This is a genomic window from Sinorhizobium sp. BJ1, assembly GCF_002531555.1.
In the GTDB taxonomy this organism is placed as follows: domain Bacteria; phylum Pseudomonadota; class Alphaproteobacteria; order Rhizobiales; family Rhizobiaceae; genus Sinorhizobium; species Sinorhizobium fredii_B.
Genome location: NZ_NWTH01000003.1, coordinates 541,658 through 556,466, shown reverse-complemented (window position 1 = coordinate 556,466; position 14,809 = coordinate 541,658). Strand labels below are relative to the sequence as shown.

The window sequence follows — 14,809 nt, the reverse complement described above, 5'->3', positions numbered from 1 at the left end:
TCTCCCGCTCAACTCGAGGTAGGCTATCATGCGCGGGAGTTTTCACACAGCCTCCACCCATCCAGGACGGAAGGTGGAACCGGAAAGATCGACCCACTACAGACATCCGCACGCTTGCCGAGGCAAGCAAGTTCTGCCGTGCGAACTGGATCGCCGCGCTAAACAGACTGCAAGGCAATCCGCTGGTTTCGTGCGGTTATGAAGGCCGTGACGTTATTCTTGTACACGCGGTATTCATCGACGTCTGCCGGCAAGGGTGCAGTGTCGAAACCGTGAAACGGAATGAAGAAATTGATGGAGGTACCGTCGTTCCCAATCAGGTCCTGAAGCAAGAAGAAGTCGACATATCCCTCGAAGCCGCCGAACAGCTCGAAAAAGTCGGCATATCGCGCCAATGCTTCACCAAGCGGGCTGTCTTGGTTTTGGTAGTGACGCCTGATGCACTCCAAGGTGAGGTCAAAGCGGTCCTTGATCTTGCTGTTGAGCCCGCGTGCGCCATTGATGGTCGGCTTTCGATCGATCTTTCGAGCAGGAAATACCATGTAGGCGCCGACAGTGCTGCAAACTAAAAAGAACTGGTCGAGTTCTTCTTGGGGAACTTCTCCAATGATGTGCGCCATCGATCTGACGTAGCGATAGGTGTGCCCGATCGAGTCGCTGGATAGAACATGTTCTCACAAGTCGGACTTGGAAATTCGTCGCAGGTTGCGACATGAAATCAGCAGCCAGAAGAAGCATGCTGGCGCTAACCAGTTGATTTTATTATGGAAATTGTTGGCTGGGGAACCTGGATTCGAACCAGGACTAACGGAGTCAGAGTCCGCTGGTCTACCGTTAACCTATTCCCCAACGCCTGCTGGCGGTATGGCCGCCCGTCGGTGTGGCGGGCTTATAAACAAAAGAACCGCCGATGCAAATACCCTTTGGCAAAAAAAATGCGGCCGGGCTGTGGTGAAGGGGCGCAAATGCGGACCGATCCGGCGCCTTAAAAAAAGTTTGGCGAAAAAGGGAGGCGCTGGTACAGTCGCGCCAACGCAAAATCGAGAGAGCGCCTTGAGCGGCCGGAAGGCTTCGCGCGGCGCGATGGTTGAGACAAGTGAAAGACCCCGAACACGGCGCAAAGCCGTCTGAATCCGGGGCGTCGGCAGCAGATCGTGGCGAGGCGCATAAGCTTGTGCCGCGCGGCGGCAAGGGCAAGCGGAGGCGGCGCAAGCCGACCGGTTTGTCGTCTGCAATTGCCAGCCGATCCGGGCTTCCCGGAGAAGCAGGGCGTCCCGCAGCACTGAACGAGGCGGAGCCGGCGCGCAAGCGCAAGCGGCGCCGACGTTCGAAGGCCGCAAGGCCGCAGGGCCAGGCTCCCGCCGCCGTTTCCGGCGCAGCTGCGGCCCACGAGACACCGATCACTGACAAGAAGGGCCAGAAGCGCGGCAAGAAGGCGCGCCATCGGCGCGGCCTGCAGGGGCGGCCGCTGGCAACCGGCGGCAAGCCGTTGGCCGCCGAGCGGCCCGCCGAAACGCAGCGACCGCGCGACGTGTCCGCCGCGCCTCAGCAGTCGCGCAAGGATGAGTTGCGGGCCCCCTATGTCGCGCCGAGCGAACCGCCGGCGCCGCTTTATGCGGCGCTCGACCTCGGCACCAACAATTGCCGCCTTCTGGTCGCCCAGCCGACCCGGCCGGGACAGTTCCGCGTCGTCGATGCCTTCTCGCGGATCGTCCGGCTCGGCGAGGGCTTGGGCGCCAGCGGCAGGCTTTCCGACGGTGCGATGGAGCGGTCCGTAGAGGCGCTGAAGATTTGCGCCGGCAAGCTCAATGCCCGCTCGATCCGCCGTCGCCGGCTGATCGCCACCGAGGCGGCGCGCGCCGCCGAAAATGGCGAGACTTTCCTGCAGCGCGTTGCCGAGGAAACCGGACTCGATCTCGAAATCATCGATCGCGAGACCGAGGCGCGGCTCGCCGTATCCGGCTGCTCGTCGCTCGTCGACCGCGAGACCAAGTCGGTCGTCCTCTTCGACATCGGCGGCGGCTCGTCGGAAATCGCGGTGATCCGCATCGGCGACAACCGCTCGAGCCGGCTCGCCAACCACATCACCCATTGGACCTCGCTGCCGGTCGGCGTCGTCACGCTTTCCGAACGGCACGGCGGCGAGCACGTGACGCCGCAGAGCTTCGAGACGATGGTGCGCGAGGTCGAGGGCATGCTCGACCGGTTCGACGGCCCGTCGGTCGAAACGCTCGATAACGCCGCCGGCAGCGGCTTCCATCTGATCGGCACGTCGGGGACCGTGACGACGCTGGCCGGCGTCCATCTCGACCTGCCGCGCTACGATCGCCGCCGGGTGGACGGGCTGTGGCTTTCCGACGACGAGGTTTCGGCCATGCAGGCGCGCCTGCTCTCCTGGGATTTCGCCGCCCGCGCCGCCAATCCATGCATCGGCCCGGACCGGGCCGATCTGGTGCTCGCCGGCTGCGCAATCCTCGAGGCGATCCGCCGCCGCTGGCCGTCGACGCGGATGCGCGTCGCCGACCGGGGTCTTCGGGAGGGTCTGCTGACCGAGATGATGGCCGATGACGGTGCCTGGCGCCGGGCGCGTCCGCGCCGTTATCAGCGCGGCCCCGGCCACGCGCCGGCAGGCGAGGAGCGGCAAAGGCCCCATGAAGGGAACAAGGCATGACGAAATCCCCGATCGGCGGCAACCGCAGCGGCCGCAAGCTCGGTCAGAAGGTCAAGAAGGGCAAGCTCAAGGCGTCCTCGCGCCGCTGGCTGGAACGGCACATCAACGACCCTTACGTGCAGCGCGCCCAGCTCGAGGGCTATCGCGCCCGGGCGGCCTTCAAGCTCCTGGAAATCGACGAGAAGCACAAGATTCTATCGGGCGCCCGACGCATCATCGATCTCGGTGCCGCACCCGGAAGCTGGTCGCAGATCGCCGCCAAGGTGACGAACTCGACCGATGCGGACCCGCGCGTGGCGGCAATCGACTTTCTCGAAATGGACCCGATCCCGGGCGTCCGCTTCCTGCAGATGGATTTTTTGGATCCGCAGTCGCCGGAAAAACTGAAAGAAGCGATCGGCGGCACCCCCGATCTCGTTCTGTCCGACATGGCGGCGCCGACCACCGGTCACCGCCAGACCGATCATCTGCGCACGATGCATCTCTGCGAGGTGGCGGCGTATTTCGCCGTCGACGTGCTGGCGAAAGGCGGGCACTTCCTGGCAAAGACCTTCCAGGGCGGCACCGAGCGCGATCTTCTCAACATGCTGAAGCAGAATTTCCGCCAGGTCATCCATGTGAAGCCGGCCTCGTCACGCGCCGAATCGGTCGAGATGTTCCTGCTTGCCAAGGGTTTCAAGGGCCGACAGGCGGCCGCGAGCGAAGAGGCGTCGGAGGACGCCGCGGCGGAATAGGACCATGCTGCTTTACGTGACCCTCGGTACGAACGACCTTCGACGGGCCGGCGCCTTCTACGACAAGACCCTTGCGACGCTCGGTCTCAAACGTCGCAAGGAAGATGAGGTCGAGATCGGCTATGGAGCTGAGGACGACTTTCGCTGCCGCCTCTGGCTGGTGACGCCCTTTAACCGCAAGGCAGCGACCATCGGCAACGGTTCGATGGTGGCGCTCGAAGTCGAGAGCCGCGCCGCCGTCGATGCGTTTTACGCCGCGGCACTCGCCAGTGGCGGTACGGATGAGGGCGCCCCGGGCTTGCGGCCGTTCCACCCGAATTTCTACGCGGCCTATGTCCGCGATCCCGACGGCAACAAGCTCTCGGCGGTCTGCGAGCGGCCTGAATAGCTCTACATGAATAGCCCTACTTGCCGGCCGTCGCTTCGGCTTCCCGAATAGCCTTTCGATGGCCGGATACGGAAGCGCCGGCATTCTTCGCCATGGTCAGGAAGGGGATCGCCGCCAGCAGATTGGCGACGGCGATGATCATGAAGGCGATGTGGAAGTCGTCGAGCGCCAGCGGTCCGCCGCTGATCGACGTTTCGATCTCCAGGATGGCGCCGGCCACCGCCACGCCCAAGGCGAGACTGATCTGCTGCAGCACGGCGCTCATCGATGTCGCCTTGCTGGCATCCTCGTCCTCGATATCGGCGAAGGAAAGCGCATTGACGCTGGTAAAGAAGAAGGAGCGGGCGAAACCCGCGACGAGCAGAATGAGCAGCATGGCAAGATAAGGCGTCGCCGGCGTGAAGAAGCCGTTCGCGAAGGTGGTGACGGCGGCGATCGCGGCTGCAACGATCAGGGTCGTGCGGAAGCCGGCAAAGGCGAGCACGCGGCGGGCAAGGAACTTGGTGGTGATGGCGCCGACTGCGCCGATGAAGGTGATCAGCCCCGACTGGAATGGACTGAGGCCGAAGCCGATCTGCAGCATCAGCGGCATCAGGAAGGGAACGGCGCCGACTGAAATGCGGAAGATCGTGCCGCCGATCGAGGCGACGCGGAAAGCGCTGTCGCGAAACAGCCGCAGGTCGAGCACCGGTGCCGGATGCCGGCGCGCGTGGAAAATGTAAAGGAACGTCGCTGCCACGCCGGTCGAGACCGACGCGATGCCGATCGCCGGCGGCAGCGCCGGCAGGCTGATGACCGACAGGCCGAAGACGATGCCCGACGCGGCGATGCCGCCGAGCAGGAAGCCGAGGATATCGACCGGCGGCGGGTTTCGGCGCTCCATCTCCGGCAGGTAGATGCCGGAAAGCACATAGCCGGCGATGCCGACCGGCACATTGATCAGGAAGATCCAGTGCCAGGAGAAATAGGTGGTGATGAAGCCGCCGAGCGGCGGACCCGCCAATGGGCCGACAAGGGCCGGGATGGTGAGCAGCGCCATGGCCGAGACGAGTTCGCTGCGCGGCGTGCCGCGCACCAGGACGAGGCGGGCGACCGGCGTCATCATCGCGCCGCCCATGCCCTGCAGGAAGCGCGACAGCACGAAGGCGACGAGGCTGTCGGCGACGGCGCAGAACACCGACCCGACGATGAAGACGAGGATCGCTGCGCGGAAGATGCGCTTGGCGCCGAAGCGGTCCGCCATCCAGCCGCTCAACGGAATGAAGATCGCCAGCGCCACCATGTAGGCGGTTAGCGCCAGCTTCAGCGTGATCGGCCCGACGCCGATGTCATGCGCGATCGCCGGCAGCGACGTTGAGATGACGGTGGAATCCATCTGCTCCATGAAGAGAGCGACGGCAAGAATGATCGGGACGATGCGATTCATGAAGGGGAGCCTTGGCGTGATCGTCTAGTTGGACGCGTGGCCGTAGAGGTCGCGCCGATAGAGAGTTGCGATGGCTTTGTAAGGGCCAAGGGTGCGGTTGCAGATCAAAAGCCTGTGATGTGGCTGATCTTTTCTGTCAAGACCGCTACTTCTTGCTTGTCGGCGAGTAGGGCAGCGCCAATCAACAGGAGCGATCATGATCAGACATAGTTTGAAGCGCCGAACTTTGTTCGGGGCAGGGGCTGCTGCCTTGGCGGCGCCAGGTCTCCTGGCTGGAATTGCAAATGCTCAGGAAAATGCAGAAAACGGCGCCTTGACGAAGGACTCGGCTTTCAAGACGTTCAAGGTCGGCACCTTCAAGGTGACGGTGATCAGCGACGGCACGCGCGCCTCGGAAAATCCGCACGAGACCTACGGCACCAATCAGCCGGCAGACGCGGTCTCCGCATTGCTCGACCAGAACTTCTTGCCGACCAGTGGTTTCATCAACGGCTTTTCCCCGGTTCTCGTCGATACCGGCTCGCACGTCGTGCTGTTCGACACCGGGCTCGGCGAAGCCGGACGGGAGACGGGGACCGGAAAACTCGCTGAAGGCATCCGCGCCGCCGGCTACGGGCCCGAGCAGGTCTCGGTCGTCGTTATCACCCATATGCACGGAGATCATATCGGCGGTCTCATGGAGGGCGGCAAGCCGGCCTTCCCAAGCGCCCGCTATGTGACCGGCCAGATGGAATTCGATTTCTGGAAGGATGGGGCTCGCGTCGGAACGCCGGCCGAGAACGGCCACAAGGCGGTGCTGCAGAAAGTCGTGCCGCTGGCGGAAAAGACTACTTTCATAGCGGACGGTGCCGAGGTCGTGCCGGGAATCACCGCCATCGCCGCTTTCGGCCACTCTCCCGGGCACATGATCTACAGGCTCGAATCCGAGGGCAAGGCGCTGATCCTGACCGCAGACACGGCCAATCACTACGTCCTGTCGCTGCAGCGGCCGGATTGGGAGGTCCGCTTCGACATGGACAAGGCTGCGGCCGGCGCGACACGGCGAAAGGTGTTCGACATGATCGCCACCGACCGGCTGCCCTTCATCGGCTATCACATGCCGTTCCCGGCGGTCGGCTTCGTCGAGCGGCAGGACCAAGGCTACCGGTTCGTGCCGGTAACCTACCAGTTCGACATTTGAATTCAGGGCTTTGTTGCTCTGCAACAACAAATATGCGGGCCCGGGAGATTTCCGGGCCTTAACTATTTCCATTCTGACATATCCGTGTTACGAGCCCTCGCCAACTTCCAAGACAAGCTTTGAAGTCACCCGGTGGACAAGTCGCTGATCGTCCCCGGGGATTTTCGTATATTCGAAGAGGAACTGGCCATGGCGCGCATCATCGAAACGGCAACCGGTCTGGAGGCTCTGACCTTCGACGACGTCCTGCTCCAGCCGGGACATTCCGAGGTGATGCCGGGCCAGACGAACATCGCCACCCGCATCGCGCAGGATATCGATCTCAACTTGCCGATCCTTTCCGCCGCCATGGACACGGTTACCGAGGCGCGCCTGGCGATCGCCATGGCCCAGGCCGGCGGCATCGGCGTCATCCACCGCAACCTGACGCCCGCCGAGCAGGCCGAAGAGGTGCGCCAGGTGAAGAAGTTCGAAAGCGGCATGGTCGTCAATCCGGTGACGATTGGACCGGACGCGACGCTTGCCGATGCGCTGGGCCTGATGAAGGCGCACGGCATTTCCGGCATCCCGGTCGTCGAAAACGGCGGCAGCGGGGGCCAGAAACAGGGCCGCCTCGTCGGCATCCTCACCAACCGCGACGTCCGCTTCGCTTCCGATCCGGCACAGAAGATCTACGAGCTGATGACGCGGGAGAACCTGATCACGGTCAAGGAGAACGTCGACCAGCAGGAGGCCAAGCGCCTGCTACACAAGCACCGGATCGAGAAGCTGCTGGTCGTCGATCCGGAAGGCCGCTGCGTCGGCCTCATCACGGTCAAGGACATCGAGAAGTCGCAACTGAACCCGAACGCCTCCAAGGACTCGCAGGGGCGGCTTCGCGCCGCCGCGGCTGTCAGTGTCGGTGACGACGGCTTCGAGCGCGCCGAGCGGCTGATCGATGCCGGCGTCGACCTGATCGTCGTCGATACCGCTCACGGTCATTCGCAGCGCGTGCTCGACGCGGTCGGCCGTGTGAAGAAGCTGTCGAATTCGGTCCGCATCATGGCGGGCAACGTCGCGACGGCGGATGGCACCAAGGCGCTGATCGACGCTGGCGCCGATGCGGTCAAGGTCGGCATCGGTCCCGGCTCCATCTGCACGACGCGCATCGTCGCCGGTGTCGGCGTACCGCAGCTTGCCGCGATCATGGCGGCGGTCGAGGCGGGGCAGGCGCTCGACATCCCGATCATCGCTGATGGCGGCATCAAGTATTCCGGCGACCTTGCCAAGGCGATCGCCGCCGGGGCGTCAGCCGTCATGGTCGGCTCGCTGCTCGCCGGCACCGAGGAAAGCCCCGGCGAGGTCTTCCTCTATCAAGGTCGCTCCTTCAAGGCCTATCGTGGCATGGGTTCGGTCGGCGCCATGGCGCGCGGTTCGGCAGACCGCTATTTCCAGGCGGAAGTCCGCGACACGCTGAAGCTTGTGCCGGAAGGCATCGAGGGCCAGGTTCCCTACAAGGGGGCCGTTGGCGGCGTCCTGCATCAGCTCGCCGGCGGCCTCAGGGCGTCGATGGGCTATGTCGGCGGCGCGACCATCAAGGACTATCAGGAACGCGCTACCTTCGTGCGCATCTCCGGAGCCGGCCTTCGCGAAAGCCACGCGCACGACGTGACGATCACCCGCGAGAGCCCGAACTATCCGGGCGCCGCCTGATCTCTTCGTGGGACGCCGCCCTGCGTCCCACTCACCGCTTTCCCATCCGAGAATTGAAGCGGAGCACCGATGACGGCGATCGAGATATTCTGGCCCGTGGTCGCCCACGTCGCGCTGGTCTTCATGCTCTATGCGCTTCTGTCGATGCGCCGGTCTACGGTCGTCCGCGCCGGCAAGGCGCAGGCGTCGCAGTTTCGCGAAAACCGTCAGGAGCCGAGCGAGAGCCTGGTGGTGCGCAACAGCATCGCCAACCAGTTCGAGCTGCCGGTGCTCTTCCATGCGTGCTGCGTCCTGCTCTACGTCACGGAGGCTGACAACCTTCTGTCCGTCGGCCTCGCCTGGCTTTTCGTCGCGCTCCGGTATGCCCACGCCTTCGTCCACGTGACGAGCAACCGGCTCCGCCATCGCGGTCCTCTCTTCCTGGCCGGCTTTGTGACGCTCGCAGCAATGTGGGCGTGGCTGTCCCTCTGGATGGCGATGAACTGACGATCGCCGTCTGCCGGCTCCTCGATTTGAACCGCGGGCCCGAGATCACGACAAGTAACGCAGTTTTGACGTGTGCCCGCCGCCTGCTGACCTATTCTGTCGGCGGGCGGTGTGGCCATCGCTGCGCCGCCTTCGGAAAACGCCGAAGGAGTGCGTCATGAACAAGCCTGTGATCACCCAGGCAATGATCGATGCCTATGACGAATACACGCATCTGACACTGGATCGCCGCCGCTTCATGGAGAGGCTGACGGCGCTTGCCGGTACGGCGGCGGCCGCCGCGGCAATCGCCCCGATGCTGGCCGCCAACAGCGCCAAGGCGGAAATGGTCGCCGCGACGGACGAACGGATCAAAGGAGAGGATATCACCTATCCGGGTGCCGATGGCGAGATGAAGGGCTATCTGGTCAAACCCGCCAACGCGTCCGGAAAGCTCCGGGCAGTCATCATCATCCATGAGAATCGCGGCCTCAATCCGCACATCAAGGACGTCGCGCGTCGCGCCGCCCTCGACGGATTCCTCGCACTCGCTCCGGATTTCCTGTCGCCAGACGGCGGAACGCCCGCCGACGAGGACAAGGCGCGCGAGATGATCGGCGCGCTCGACGCGGATAAAGCCAATTCCAATGCGGTGGCGACCGTGACCTTCCTCAAGGGGCACGCGGAAAGTACCGGCAATATCGGCGCGATCGGCTTCTGCTGGGGTGGCGGCATGGTCAATCGCCTTGCCGTCAATTCTCCGGACCTCAAGGCCGGCGTCGCCTATTACGGCTCCCAGCCGAAGGCCGAGGATGTGCCGAAGATCAAGGCCGCGATGCTTCTCCACTATGCCGGCCTCGACGAGCGCATCAATGCCGGCATCGACGCTTACCGCAAGGCGCTGACGGAGAACGGCAAGGACGCCACGATCTATGTCTACGACGGCGTGAACCATGCATTCAACAACGATACCTCGGCCGCCCGCTACGACAAGGCTGCAGCCGATCTCGCCTGGGGACGGACCATCGAATTCCTGAAGACGAAGCTTGCCTGACGCGCGACGAATTTGGGTAGGGACCGCGGCGCGTTCTCCTATCCCGTAGCGTCAGTCTCCTTGGATATCGAGCGGGCACAATCGACGATCGCTTCGGCCAGCGCGTCCATATCGCGCCGGCGCGGATTGCTGCGCCGCCAGATGAGCCCGATCTCGCGTGCCGGCCCCGGGGCGGCAAAGGGTACGATGCGGATGGCATTGCGTGCCGCTTCGCTCGGAATGGCGATCTCGGGAATGAGCGTCATGCCCATGCCGTTCGCCACCATCTGCAGAAGTGTCGCCATGGAGGTGGCGCCGAAGCTCATCAGTTGCCGCTTGCCGGCGGTATTGCAGACGGCCAGCGCCTGATCGCGCAGGCAATGGCCCTCCTCGAGCAGGAGCAGTTGCGAGATATCGACCTGCGCCTCGGTCAGCGGCGACATCAGCACGTTCCGGTCGTTGTCTGCGACCGCCATGTAAAAACGGTCCGAAAACAGCGGGCGCGTGGTGATGCCATCGGCATCGATCGGCAACGCGGCGACGATTGCGTCGAGCCGACCGTCGCCAAGATCGGCGACCAGCCTGTCGGTCAGCGACTCCTTGAGCTCGATTTCGATCCCTGCGTATCGGGCGCGCAGATAGGGAATGAGCTGCGGCACCAGGTAAGGCGCCAGCGTCGGAATGATACCAAGGCGAACGCGCCCTTCGAGCGTTCCGGAGTTCGCCCGGGCACTCTCCTCAAGCCTGTCGACATCGGACAGGATGGCCCGCACCCGCGCCAGGACGTCTTCGCCCTTGCCGGTCAGAAACACGCCGCCGCGGCTTCTCTCGACCAGCTTGACCCCGAGATGCCCTTCCATCTCCATGATCTGCGCCGAAAGCGCCGGCTGGCTGACATGGGCAAGTTCGGCCGCGCGGCCGAAATGGCGGGCGGTCGCGAGAGCATCGAAATAGCGCATCTGTCGAAGCGTCAGCATGATAGGAAATGCTTATTGAAAAAGAGATATGAGTACAATTGCCGATTATCAAAATAGAATAAGGCCACGCCTGGCAAGAGGCGTGGCCTTCGTCCAATTGCCTGTGAGGCGGCTTACCAGCCCGGCAACATATGGCTCTGCCTGAGACGCGGGTAGCGCGGATAGCCCTTGATATCGTTGTCGAGGTCGTCGTTGACCGCAATCGGCGTGATGTTGTCGAGGCAGGCGGTGATGTGGCTGGTGATCGCATTCGACAGCGACGGCGAAAGGCCGGGCCGCTTCATGATGCCGATCTGTACGGGCGCGAGCGCCGGGAACCCGTCCGCGAGCGTCAGCACCTTCATGCCGGGACGGAGAGCGGACTCCGGCAGCACGGAGACGGCCATGCCGGCGAGCACCGCGGCGGCGACGACGGTCGATGACCAGCTTGTGAACAGGATCTGATACTCGCGGCCCGTCGCATCGAGCGCGGCACAGGCAGCCTGCCGCCACAGACAGTCGCGGCGTCCGACGGCGAGCGGGATCGGCGCATTTTCCGGAAGCGGATGGTTGATCGAACTGACCCAGCAGAGCGGTTCAGTCCTGACCACGTCCGATGCCCGCGCCCGCGGGTTGTGAGTAACGAGCGCGATGTCGAGGTCGCCCTTCGCCATCTTCTCGGCGAGATCCGCCGAAGGCTCGCAGACGATGTAGAGTTCGACATTCGGATGCGTTTTCGCGAAGCGGACGATGATCTCGGGCATGTAGCGATCGGCATAGTCGTCGGGTGTGCCGATCCGAAGCGTACCTTCGAGCCTGTTGTCGTCGAAGGAGGCGATCGCCTCGTTGTTGAGGCGGAGCATCCGCCGGGCGAAATTCAACAGCCTGTCGCCCTCGACGGTCAACCGGTTGCCGCGCCCGTCTTTGATGAACAGCGGCTTGCCGATGCGTTCCTCCAGGCGGCGCATCTGCATCGACACCGCCGACTGGGTCTTGAAGACGCGGTCGGCGGCCTTGGTGAAGCTGCCCGTATCGGCGATGGCGACGAATGTTTGCAACTGATCGATATCGAGCGGTGCGGACATGGCCGAATACCCATAAAATTGTTTGATGAATATCATTAGAAACATTCGTTGGACTGATCAATAAGCATTTGCGATTCATAGCGTGCAAATCACGTCAATCTTCCCGGCGACGTCACCGCCGACCAGCCAAACCGTTCCCGCCTGCCCCTGCGTCTGACCTCCCCGCAGGGGGCGGGCATCTTCGTGCCTGAAAAAGGAGTACCGTCATGCGCACGACCCAACACGCCCTCGATCTCGACCTCGCTGCAGGCAAGCCGTCGCTTGCGTCCCGCACGGCAGGTGTCATCGGCGTGCTGACGGCTGTCTGGCGCCTGTACCGAAACCGCTGTCAGATTGCGCGTCTCCACGATCTCGACGATCGGCAACTGCTCGACATGGGGCTGAAACGGGAAGATCTGCACGAGGCCATGACCTCGTCCTTCTTCGAGAATCCGGGCAGCTTCCTGACGCGCGCGTCGCGAAACCGGGCATGCCTCTTCTACAGGGGTGTCCGCCACGATTGATGAGCCCATGGCGCGTCCCCCCGCCTCGGATGCGTCATTTGCGGCATGATCCGGCGAAAGCCTGCCGCCATCGCGCGGATCATGCCGCGAAATTCCAGTTACGGTGGTGTTTATCACCGATCCGTTCCCCGCAGGGTATAAGCCAATAGACCCTGCCGCTTGCCCGGTACATGCCAAGACATGTACCGGGCTTTTTTCTGGCGGCTTCACCGAGGGGCACAAGACTGCATACAGGGACGGTCCCCCTCATACCGCTCCCTTCTCTCCGCGCTCGGCGAGAGGACTAGGTGGCAAATTCAAGCCTTGTCTTCGGAGCCCTTCGTGTAGCTCTCGAAAAGGGCATCGATATTCTTCTGGTATTCCTTCTGCATCTCCAGACCCGTGTCGAACATGCGGTTCATCATCTGCGAGAACTGCGCGAAGGCAGGGTTTTCCTGAGGCGGCTTCTCGGCCGCCGAACTGCTGCTGCGCATCATGTCCTGATACGCCTTGAAGAAGGGATTGTCGGCGAAAAGGTCAGGCGTTTTTGCTTTTTCTTGTGTCTTGCCGGCACTGAAAAACCCCTGCATCGCCTGGGTGAAAGGGTTGTCGAACGGGTTCGGAACAGGCTCGGGCTTCTTGGCGAAGCCGGTCGCCTCCATCCATTGCCGCATCAGCGTCATCATCGGATTGTTGGCGAGCGCTTCGTTCACCTGGCTGGTCGTCTCCTTGAAGAGACCGCCCATGAGTGTGGTCGCCATCACCGGCAGCATCTGCTTGTAGACTTCCTGGCCGATGCCGGTCATCTGCGCCGCCTGCGCCGCGATCGCCCGCGACATCTCCTTCGAGCCGAATAGCTGGCCGAGGATGTCGTTGCCGTCCGCCACCCCCTGAGGTGTGAAGGCCTGCCTCATATCCTCGAAATACTTCACATAATTGCCGGTCGAGAGTGCCGTGAGCAGCGCCCCGAAATCATAGGGATTGGCGGTGTTGCGCTTGAAACCCGTGGAAAAGGCCGGCATCAGCGCCGCGGTCGCCTTCGCCATCTGCTCCTGGGCCAAGCCGAATTGCTTCGCCATCAGATCGATCGCCTGGCCATTCTGCGCTTGTGCGAACATGTCAAAAAGCGGTGCCATGGCGATTCCTTCCCGGGCGAGTGACGCATGTCATTGCACTATAACGGGAATCGAGGCTCTGGAAACGCTTTTTGTTCGGGGGCTGGGCGTGTTCCTCTGCTTAGTATTGGTATTCCGTGAAGACCGGATCGACGGAGCGGTTCCAGCGGCCGTTGTAAAGCGCCAGCAGGTCCTCGGCGAGCGTCGCCTTCTTCGCCAGAACCTCGTCGAGCGGTTCCAGGAAATGACTCTCGTTAATGCCGTCGCCATTCAGGCGGTTGCGTCGTCTCAGCCCGGCGCGCGAAATCGCCAGCACCTCGCGGGCGATGTCGAGCAGCGACGCCGTTCTGAACTTCGCGGCCAGCCCCTCAGCGGGGACTGCGTCCCTCAGCGCCCGAACCTCGTCGTAGCTCCAGTCACGGGTCAGCGCCTCGGCATCGGCCAACGCCTGCTCGTCATAGAGCAGGCCCACCCAGAAGGCAGGCAGCGCACAGATGCGCCGCCATGGTCCGCCGTCGGCGCCGCGCATCTCGAGGAAGCGCTTCAGCCGGACGTCGGGGAAGAGGGTCGAAAGATGATTCGTCCAGTCGCCCATGGTTGGCTGCCAATCGGCGATCTCACCCTTCAGCGCCCCATTCATGAACTGGCGGAAGGTGACATGGGTACAGTCATGATAATGGCCGTCGCGTACGACGAAATACATTGGCACGTCGAGCGCCCATTCGACGTAATCGGCGAAGCCGAAGTCCGGCCTGAAGGACGCCGGCAGGAGACCGGCGCGGCGGTTGTCGGTGTCGCGCCAGATCTCTCCCCGCCACGAGAGCAGTCCGTTCGGCTTGCCCTCGGTAAACGGCGAGCTGGCGAAGAGGGCGGTGGCGAGCGACTGCAGCTTCATCGAGACCTGCATCTTGCGTCGCATGTCCTCCTCGGAGGAGAAATCGAGATTCACCTGGATCGTGCAGGTGCGGTACATCATGTCGAGGCCCTGGGTTCCGACCTTCGGCATGTAGCGCGTCATGATCGCGTAGCGCGACTTCGGCATGCGCGGCGTCTCTTCAAAGGTCCACTTGGGGCTGCCGCCGATGCCGAGGAAGCGGATGCCGAGCGGCTCGGCGATTTCGCGGAGCACGGCAAGGTGCTGGTTCGATTCCTTGCAGGTCTGATGCAGGTTCTCGAGCGGCGCCCCGGAAAGCTCGAACTGGCCGCCGGGCTCCAGCGAGATCGCGCCATTGCCCTCGCGTTCGGCAAGGCCGATGATGTTGCCCTCGTCGACGATCGGCTCCCAGCCGTTCCTTTCAGCCATGCCCTTCAAGAGGGCCTGGATGCTGGCCTCGCCGAAATAGGGCACCGGGCTGTTGTCCGCCTTGAAGAAGGCGAATTTCTCGTGCTCCGTGCCGATCCGAAACCTCTCCTTCGGCTTCGATCCGGACGCGAGGTAGGCGGTCAGGTCGGCAACAGAGGTGACCGGCGTCTGATCGGTGGTGTCTCGGGCCATATTCGTCTTCTTCGTATGTGCGGGATCCCGCCGGCAGCAGGACTGGATGGAGGGTGCTTGAACCGTAATCAAGTGCGGTGCAAGTCA

General features: G+C 63.2%; 14 protein-coding genes and 1 tRNA gene. 8 read left to right on the top strand and 7 right to left on the bottom strand.

The window, feature by feature from the left end; translation table 11 throughout:
• Positions 1 to 158: 158 nt before the first annotated feature.
• Together CO676_RS06070 and CO676_RS06065 are read right to left on the bottom strand one after the other, a co-directional pair.
• On the bottom strand, positions 159 to 620 hold the full coding sequence (locus tag CO676_RS06070) for a hypothetical protein (RefSeq protein WP_097519933.1): 462 nt from the start codon (positions 618 to 620) through the stop codon (positions 159 to 161).
• A gap of 155 nt (positions 621 to 775) precedes the next feature.
• Positions 776 to 849: transfer RNA gene (locus CO676_RS06065), tRNA-Gln, on the bottom strand.
• A gap of 247 nt (positions 850 to 1,096) precedes the next feature.
• Between CO676_RS06065 and CO676_RS06060 the strand changes: the two genes are divergently transcribed.
• The 3 genes from CO676_RS06060 to CO676_RS06050 are packed head-to-tail and all read left to right on the top strand — an operon-like array spanning position 1,097 to position 3,793.
• The gene (locus tag CO676_RS06060; protein ID WP_179875413.1) at positions 1,097 to 2,671 is read left to right on the top strand and encodes a Ppx/GppA phosphatase family protein; all 1,575 of its coding nucleotides are present in this window, start codon (positions 1,097 to 1,099) and stop codon (positions 2,669 to 2,671) included.
• Positions 2,668 to 3,405: an RlmE family RNA methyltransferase gene (locus tag CO676_RS06055; RefSeq protein ID WP_014761260.1), complete on the top strand. Its 738-nt coding sequence runs from the start codon at positions 2,668 to 2,670 to the stop codon at positions 3,403 to 3,405. The genes CO676_RS06060 and CO676_RS06055 overlap by 4 nt, the downstream gene beginning before the upstream one ends.
• A 4-nt stretch (positions 3,406 to 3,409) precedes the next feature.
• Positions 3,410 to 3,793, top strand: a complete 384-nt coding sequence (locus CO676_RS06050; RefSeq protein WP_014761261.1) for a VOC family protein — start codon at positions 3,410 to 3,412, stop codon at positions 3,791 to 3,793.
• 16 nt (positions 3,794 to 3,809) lie between these two features.
• On the opposite strand, the gene CO676_RS06045 is transcribed toward CO676_RS06050, so the two are convergent.
• Positions 3,810 to 5,219 carry a DHA2 family efflux MFS transporter permease subunit gene (locus tag CO676_RS06045; RefSeq protein ID WP_097519932.1) on the bottom strand — a complete coding sequence of 470 codons (1,410 nt, stop codon included), beginning with the start codon at positions 5,217 to 5,219 and terminating at the stop codon, positions 3,810 to 3,812.
• A gap of 196 nt (positions 5,220 to 5,415) precedes the next feature.
• Here CO676_RS06045 and CO676_RS06040 point away from each other — a divergent pair, with 196 nt between their 5' ends.
• The 4 genes from CO676_RS06040 to CO676_RS06025 all read left to right on the top strand — a co-directional run bounded on the left by CO676_RS06040 (position 5,416) and on the right by CO676_RS06025 (position 9,610).
• Positions 5,416 to 6,399 (top strand): MBL fold metallo-hydrolase, encoded by a 984-nt coding sequence (locus CO676_RS06040; RefSeq protein WP_179875412.1) that lies wholly within the window; start codon positions 5,416 to 5,418, stop codon positions 6,397 to 6,399.
• A 189-nt stretch (positions 6,400 to 6,588) separates the two neighbouring features.
• Positions 6,589 to 8,091, top strand: coding sequence for an IMP dehydrogenase (guaB, locus tag CO676_RS06035; RefSeq protein ID WP_014761264.1), 1,503 nt, complete (start codon positions 6,589 to 6,591; stop codon positions 8,089 to 8,091).
• A gap of 69 nt (positions 8,092 to 8,160) precedes the next feature.
• Positions 8,161 to 8,577, top strand: coding sequence for an MAPEG family protein (locus tag CO676_RS06030; RefSeq protein ID WP_097519931.1), 417 nt, complete (start codon positions 8,161 to 8,163; stop codon positions 8,575 to 8,577).
• Positions 8,578 to 8,734: 157 nt separating this feature from the next.
• A complete protein-coding gene (locus CO676_RS06025; RefSeq protein ID WP_097519930.1) occupies positions 8,735 to 9,610 on the top strand; it encodes a dienelactone hydrolase family protein in 876 nt (291 codons plus the stop codon).
• A gap of 38 nt (positions 9,611 to 9,648) precedes the next feature.
• On the opposite strand, the gene oxyR is transcribed toward CO676_RS06025, so the two are convergent.
• On the bottom strand, positions 9,649 to 10,566 hold the full coding sequence (gene oxyR / locus CO676_RS06020; protein ID WP_014761267.1) for a hydrogen peroxide-inducible genes activator OxyR: 918 nt from the start codon (positions 10,564 to 10,566) through the stop codon (positions 9,649 to 9,651).
• Between the two features lie 113 nt (positions 10,567 to 10,679).
• Positions 10,680 to 11,630, bottom strand: a complete 951-nt coding sequence (locus tag CO676_RS06015; RefSeq protein ID WP_014761268.1) for a LysR substrate-binding domain-containing protein — start codon at positions 11,628 to 11,630, stop codon at positions 10,680 to 10,682.
• 206 nt (positions 11,631 to 11,836) lie between these two features.
• Between CO676_RS06015 and CO676_RS06010 the strand changes: the two genes are divergently transcribed.
• Positions 11,837 to 12,133 (top strand): DUF1127 domain-containing protein, encoded by a 297-nt coding sequence (locus CO676_RS06010; protein ID WP_014761269.1) that lies wholly within the window; start codon positions 11,837 to 11,839, stop codon positions 12,131 to 12,133.
• Between the two features lie 296 nt (positions 12,134 to 12,429).
• On the opposite strand, the gene CO676_RS06005 is transcribed toward CO676_RS06010, so the two are convergent.
• Together CO676_RS06005 and CO676_RS06000 are read right to left on the bottom strand one after the other, a co-directional pair.
• On the bottom strand, positions 12,430 to 13,248 hold the full coding sequence (locus CO676_RS06005; RefSeq protein ID WP_097519929.1) for a DUF937 domain-containing protein: 819 nt from the start codon (positions 13,246 to 13,248) through the stop codon (positions 12,430 to 12,432).
• 100 nt (positions 13,249 to 13,348) lie between these two features.
• Positions 13,349 to 14,722 carry a glutamate--cysteine ligase gene (locus CO676_RS06000; protein WP_097519928.1) on the bottom strand — a complete coding sequence of 458 codons (1,374 nt, stop codon included), beginning with the start codon at positions 14,720 to 14,722 and terminating at the stop codon, positions 13,349 to 13,351.
• Positions 14,723 to 14,809: the final 87 nt, after the last annotated feature.

Bases quoted from the DNA above. Each gene is read 5' to 3' on its own strand.
- CO676_RS06045 (WP_097519932.1), bottom strand. From the start codon at position 5,219: ATGAATCGCATCGTCCCGATCATTCTTGCCGTCGCTCTCTTCATGGAG.
- CO676_RS06000 (WP_097519928.1), bottom strand. From the start codon at position 14,722: ATGGCCCGAGACACCACCGATCAGACGCCGGTCACCTCTGTTGCCGAC.
- CO676_RS06030 (WP_097519931.1), top strand. From the start codon at position 8,161: ATGACGGCGATCGAGATATTCTGGCCCGTGGTCGCCCACGTCGCGCTG.
- CO676_RS06005 (WP_097519929.1), bottom strand. From the start codon at position 13,248: ATGGCACCGCTTTTTGACATGTTCGCACAAGCGCAGAATGGCCAGGCG.
- CO676_RS06055 (WP_014761260.1), top strand. From the start codon at position 2,668: ATGACGAAATCCCCGATCGGCGGCAACCGCAGCGGCCGCAAGCTCGGT.
- guaB (WP_014761264.1), top strand. From the start codon at position 6,589: ATGGCGCGCATCATCGAAACGGCAACCGGTCTGGAGGCTCTGACCTTC.
- CO676_RS06070 (WP_097519933.1), bottom strand. From the start codon at position 620: ATGGCGCACATCATTGGAGAAGTTCCCCAAGAAGAACTCGACCAGTTC.
- CO676_RS06040 (WP_179875412.1), top strand. From the start codon at position 5,416: ATGATCAGACATAGTTTGAAGCGCCGAACTTTGTTCGGGGCAGGGGCT.
- CO676_RS06050 (WP_014761261.1), top strand. From the start codon at position 3,410: ATGCTGCTTTACGTGACCCTCGGTACGAACGACCTTCGACGGGCCGGC.
- CO676_RS06015 (WP_014761268.1), bottom strand. From the start codon at position 11,630: ATGTCCGCACCGCTCGATATCGATCAGTTGCAAACATTCGTCGCCATC.
- CO676_RS06025 (WP_097519930.1), top strand. From the start codon at position 8,735: ATGAACAAGCCTGTGATCACCCAGGCAATGATCGATGCCTATGACGAA.
- CO676_RS06010 (WP_014761269.1), top strand. From the start codon at position 11,837: ATGCGCACGACCCAACACGCCCTCGATCTCGACCTCGCTGCAGGCAAG.
- oxyR (WP_014761267.1), bottom strand. From the start codon at position 10,566: ATGCTGACGCTTCGACAGATGCGCTATTTCGATGCTCTCGCGACCGCC.